4 protein-coding genes are annotated in these 5,564 nt (G+C 69.3%); 2 read left to right on the top strand and 2 right to left on the bottom strand.

The window, feature by feature from the left end; translation table 11 throughout:
- Positions 1 to 376 (bottom strand): HTH domain-containing protein (locus tag QK444_RS31750; RefSeq protein ID WP_282785761.1); only part of this gene is annotated, 376 nt, incomplete at its 3' end.
- A 61-nt stretch (positions 377 to 437) separates the two neighbouring features.
- Between QK444_RS31750 and QK444_RS31745 the strand changes: the two genes are divergently transcribed.
- On the top strand, positions 438 to 2,684 hold the full coding sequence (locus tag QK444_RS31745) for an excinuclease ABC subunit UvrA (protein WP_282785760.1): 2,247 nt from the start codon (positions 438 to 440) through the stop codon (positions 2,682 to 2,684).
- 60 nt (positions 2,685 to 2,744) lie between these two features.
- Here QK444_RS31745 and QK444_RS31740 read toward each other — a convergent pair whose 3' ends face one another.
- Entirely contained in the window at positions 2,745 to 3,407 is a 663-nt protein-coding gene (locus QK444_RS31740; RefSeq protein ID WP_282785759.1) for a hypothetical protein, read from the bottom strand.
- 451 nt (positions 3,408 to 3,858) lie between these two features.
- Between QK444_RS31740 and QK444_RS31735 the strand changes: the two genes are divergently transcribed.
- A complete protein-coding gene (locus QK444_RS31735; RefSeq protein ID WP_282785758.1) occupies positions 3,859 to 5,538 on the top strand; it encodes an NTF2-like N-terminal transpeptidase domain-containing protein in 1,680 nt (559 codons plus the stop codon).
- Positions 5,539 to 5,564 lie beyond the last annotated feature (26 nt).

The following is a 5,564-nucleotide window of genomic DNA, read 5'->3' as shown; positions in this document are numbered from 1 at the left end:
GGTCACTGGGTTCGGCTGGGTCACCGCGTGCGGTGGGCACACCGGGTTCACCCGGGGCGGCCGATCCGGTCCCGCCGTCCCGCGGCGTCGCCGGTGGCGCCGTCGCGCCGAGCAGCGCCAGGCCGACCAGGGTCGCCACCGCCTCGTCGTCGTCGAGCACCACCGGCGGCAGGGTGCGGCCCGCCGCGAGCTGGTAGAACCCGGTGGGGCCGGGCTGGGTGGACACCGGATAGCCGTACCCGCGCAGCCGCTCCACATCGCGGCGCAGCGTGCGCGGACTCACCTCCAGGCGGGCCGCCAGCTCCTGGCCGCTGAAGCGTCGCCCGGTCTGGAGCTGGGCGAGCAGTTCGAGCATGCGGCGGGTGACATCGGCCATGCCCCCATTCTGGACCCGATTGCGGTCAGAATCCGGCCGCAATGGCTCCTAGCGTGGGCTTATGACCACATTCGAGCAGCACCGCGTGATCCGCATCCGCGCCGCCCGCACCAACAACCTGTGCAGCGTCGACCTCGAGGTGCCGCGCAACAGCCTGGTGGTATTCGCCGGGGTGTCGGGTTCGGGCAAGTCCTCGCTGGTCTTCGACACCATCGCCGCCGAGGCCGGATACCAGGTCAACGAGACCTATCCGCCGTTCGTGCGCAATCGCCTGCCACGCTGGACCCGGCCGGAGGTCGACCACATCGAGGGGCTGTCCCCCGTGGTGGTCATCGATCAGCGGCGGCTCGGCGGCAATGCCCGCTCCACCGTCGGCACCAGCACCGACGCCTACAGCTATCTGCGACTGCTGTTCTCACGGGTGGGTGAGCCGTATGTCGGTGAGTCCAACCACTTCTCGTTCAACGACCCGGCCGGAATGTGCCCCACCTGCTCCGGGCTCGGCGACACCGTGCAGACCGCCGTGGAGCGGGTGCTCGATCCGGACAAGTCGCTGGAGCAGGGCGCGATCCTGTTGCCGGGCTTCGGAAACGGGCAGTACTGGTATCGGCAGTACTCGGATATCGGCTCGTTCGACCCGACCACCCCGCTGCGGGAATGGACCGAGGACCAGCGCCGCGCGCTGCTGTACGGCGGGGAGGCCGCCGCCCGCCTCGGCACCCGCCCGCCGCAGGACTACGAAGGCGTGATCGAGCGCTTCGAACGCGTCTACCTGCACACCGCGGACAACCTCTCCGAACGCAAACAAGCTGTCCTGCAACACTTCACCGATACTCGGCCCTGCCCGGACTGCCACGGCGAACGGCTGTGCGCTGCCGCCCGCACCGCCCGCGTGCTCGATCGCACCATCGTCGAAATGAGCCGGATGGAGATCGCCGAACTGGCGGAACTGATTCCGGACGTCACCGAAGCGAGTGTCGCGCCGGTGGTTTCCGCCCTGACCGAACGCCTGCGCGCCCTCACCGCCATCGGCTTGGGCTATCTCAGTCTGGCCCGTCCGACCACCACGCTGTCCGGCGGCGAATCACAGCGCATCAAGACCGTCCGGCACCTCGGCGGCAGTCTCACCGAAATGCTGTACATCTTCGACGAACCCACCACCGGACTGCATCCCTACGACGTGGAATCGCTGACCGGGCTGCTGAAACAGTTGCGGGACAAGGGCAATACCGTGCTCGTGGTCGAACACGATCCCGATGTCATGCGGATCGCCGATCGCATCGTGGAGATCGGGCCGGGGGCGGGCACCGCCGGGGGAGAGGTGGTGTTCGAGGGTTCGTTCGCGGACCTGCGCACCGCCGACACCCCGACCGGGCGCGGACTGCGCGCCCGCCGCGCGCCACTCGAACCCCGCGTACCCACCGGCAAGCTGCGCGTCGAGAACGCCACCCGCAACAATCTGCGCGATGTGTCCGTGGATATTCCGACCGGCGTGCTGACCGTGCTCACCGGCGTGGCCGGATCGGGAAAGTCCAGCCTGGTCGCCGAACTGGTGCACCAGCATCCCGCCACCGTGGTCGATCAGCGCCCGGTCACCACCAACCGCCGCTCCACCCCGATCACCTACACCGGAATCGCCCCGGCGGTGCGCAAGCTGTTCGCCGCGCGCAATGGCGTGCGGCCCACGCTGTTCAGCGCCAATTCGGAAGGGGCCTGCCCGACCTGCAAGGGACTCGGCGTCGTGTACACCGACCTCGCCTTCCTGGACGGTCAGGAGACCGTGTGCGAGACCTGCGGCGGCCGCCGTTTCACCCCCGAGGTGCTCGCCTACACGGTCGACGGCCTGACCATCGCCGATATCGACGACCTCACCATCGACGAGGCCGCCACCCGGCTGCCCACGGCGGCCATCACCGGCCCGCTGCGGCACCTGGCGGCGGTCGGCCTCGGGTACCTGCGCCTGGGCCAATCCCTGACCACCCTCTCGGGCGGCGAATGCCAACGCCTGAAGATCGCCAAGGAGTTGGCCACCCGCGACGCCCACACCCTCTACGTGCTCGACGAACCCACCACCGGCCTGCACCTGTCCGATATCGACACCCTGCTCGCCGTCCTGGGCACCCTCGTCGAGCAGGGGAACACGGTGGTCGTCATCGAACACAATCTCGACGTCATCCGCCGCGCCGACCACGCCATCGACCTGGGCCCGGGTCCCGGCCGCCACGGCGGACGCATCGTCTTCGAAGGCACGCCGGAAGCCCTGAGCCGCCACTCCGACTCGAAAACCGGCCTCGCCCTGCGCGATTGACCGCGTACCGGCGCGGGTCCGGCGATCGCCACCGGCGTCGCGGGCTCGTCGGCCTGTGCCCTACAGGTCGCGCGGGCCTTCCGCGCGCAGTTCGTCCACCTTGCGCATGGCATCGCGCAGTTCGGCCAGCCATGCCTCCGCGTGTTGGCCCGCGAGCTTGACCGTCCACGCCAGGGCGTCCGATCGGGAGCGCGCCACACCGGCGTCCACCAGGGTGTCGAGCACCTTGCGTTCGGGCTGGCGCAATCGCGTCATGACCGGGGCCGCCACATGGGTGAACATGATGCGCTCGTCGCCGACCCGGACGCCCCAGGAGACGGTGCGCCCGTAGCGGTGCTGCGCCTCGGCGGCGATCCGCATGCGCGCCGGGCGGGTGGTCTCTCGGAAGCGGGCGACGAGTCCCTCGCGGGTGGCCCGGGGTACCTCGGCGGACCCGGACGCGGCCGCCGCGTCGGAATCGGCGGCGGTGGAGCCGCTGTCGGCGGCCTCGCTGTCGGTGGCGCGCGCCCCGGCGTCCTTGCCCGAGGTGTCCTTGCTCCCGGCGGCGCTGCCGGTCGCGGCTTCCGGCTCGGTACCGCCCGTGGCGGCGGTCGCCTTGCCCGCGCGGGTTGTCGGCGGCGCGTCCGGAGCGTCGCCCGGGGGGAGTGGCAGTTCTCCGATCACGACGATTTCGTCGCGGTCGATCTCGAGGGTTGCCGGTCCGGTGAACCAGTCGGAGGGCAATCTTCCAGCGAACCAATCGGGGGCGTCCGCGGGGTCCGGGAGATCGGCTTGCTGCCACCCTCCGGGCCGTCCGAATCCGCGTCCGCGCTGTCCGTATTTCATGGCGTTCACACTCACTTACTGCGTGGAGCTGTAATGCTGATTACAACGTTACAACGCTTGCGGTGTCGTGGATTCTGCTCTCGGAGAACGTGATAGAACTGGGGCCGGAGGGTTGGTGATCTTGCCGAATGGGTACTACGGCACAAGAACCAATCGGTCGGTCATCTGCGGTCGGAGGCGGAAGTCGTTGACGGACCGCCGATCCGACAATCGATCCCGCATGACCGAAATCGGCACTATGGTGGTGGTGCTCGGCGTGGCACGCCAGGCGTGAAGGTGGCACCGCGGGCAATCGGTTCGCGGTACCGTGGTCTTGTTGCTGAAGTGGCAAGAGTGAAGAGTGGGCGATATGGATGTGTGGGGATCCCGCCGCTTCCGGGTACGGGCCGCGATCGCGCTCGCGGCGGTGGCCGCCGTTGCGATCGGGATGGGGTCGTGCGCGGTGCGCGAGCGGTCCAACGGCCCCGAGGCCGTGGTCGAGAAGTTCACCGAACTGCTCGACGCCAAGGACTACGAGGCCGCCGGTCGGCTGACCTCGTATCCGAACGGAGCTTCGGCAACCCTGAAGCAAGTATTCAGCGGCCTGGAACCCGGCACACCCGACTACGAGAAGACCCAGTTCATCACCCTCGACGGCACCACCGGCCTGTTCAGCCTCACGGCGACCTGGACCTTCGGTGAGAACAAGGTCTGGAAGTACGACCTGCAGGGCACCATCCGCAAGCTCAGTCTGGGTTGGCGCATCTCCTGGGAGCCCACCGTCGTCATGCCGCAGCTCGACAGCAAGCGCACCGTCCGGCTGGTGCGCACCTATGCCACCCCGTCACCCAAGGTCGTCGACATCACCGGCGCGCCGCTGATGACCGAGCAGGTCATCAATGTGATCAAACTCGACCCCGCCAAGACCGGCGACCCGGCGGGCTCGGCGCACGCGCTCGCCGCCGCCATCGAACCCGTCGCGCCGCTCATCACGGGTGAATCGCTGCTGGCCGACCTCTCGTCCTCGCAGGGCAAGCCGATCGTGGCCGTCAACCTCCGCGAAGGCGACTTCAACATCTTGGAACCGCGCATGGCCGTCATTCCCGGTGTCGTCATGGAGAAGCAGCCCCGGCTCATCTCGGCCGACCGTCGGGTCTGGTCGCCCATGCTGGACTCGCTGCGCAAGGTGTGGCAGGACAACAACGACGAGCGGGCCGGATGGGGAGTGCAGCTCTTCGGCCCCGACGACAAGTTCATCACCCAGCTCGCCGGGGAACAGGGCCCGCCCGGGCCCGATATCGCCGCCACCATGGATCAGCGCCTGCAGCGGGCGGCCGAGGACGCCGTGGTGAGCTACTGGGGAGCCGCGTCCATCGTGGCCATCCAGCCGTCCAGCGGCGCGGTGGTCGCGGTCGCGCAGAACAGTCAGGCCAGTGCCCAGGGCGCGGTGGCGTTCACCGGCCTCTACCCGGTGGGCGGCATGGTGGAGCTGTTCAAGAACCTGGCCGCCGTCGTGAAGCAGAAAGCGCCGCAGGATGTTTCGCTCGGCGACGTGTCGGAGGCGGCGAGCCTGCTCGGCGTCGGCATCGACTTCCAGGTGCCCGGACTGGACGAGGTGAGCGGTCGCCTGCCCACTGCGGGGCGCGGCGAACAGGTGAAACAGGGTGGCGCGGGGGACACGCTGCTGGCCAGCCCGTGGGGGATGGCCATCGCCGCGGCCGCCATCGCCCACGGACAGACCCCCAGGCCCATGATCGAGATCGGCACCCCCGCCACCGTCGAGGCCGACCTGCCCCCGTTCTCGGGTGAGGTCGCTGACCGGCTGCGCGGCATGCTCCGCGACGCCACCGGCGCGCCGGAACTCGCCAGTCTGCACCGCTACCAGAACGTCAACGCGTTCGCCGCCACCGCGGGCACCAGCGGCTGGCTCATCGCCACCATGGGCGATCTTGCCTTCGCCGTGCACATCGACAATATCGACAGCGGCGACGCCACCGCCCGGATGGCGGCCCGCATGCTCCAGTCGCTGGCCAGCCCGGACACCGCCTAGCGGATCGGTCCTACGCTCGAGGGGGC

This window comes from Nocardia sp. CC201C (assembly GCF_030010695.1).
GTDB classification, from domain to species: Bacteria; Actinomycetota; Actinomycetes; order Mycobacteriales; family Mycobacteriaceae; genus Nocardia; species Nocardia otitidiscaviarum.
The sequence above is the reverse complement of the archived record's forward strand: the minus strand, read 5'-3'. Positions and strand labels throughout refer to the sequence as shown.

What these genes read in the sequence shown, in the direction of transcription:
- QK444_RS31745 (WP_282785760.1), top strand. Translation starts at nt 438, where the DNA reads ATGACCACATTCGAGCAGCACCGCGTGATCCGCATCCGCGCCGCCCGC.
- QK444_RS31735 (WP_282785758.1), top strand. Translation starts at nt 3,859, where the DNA reads ATGGATGTGTGGGGATCCCGCCGCTTCCGGGTACGGGCCGCGATCGCG.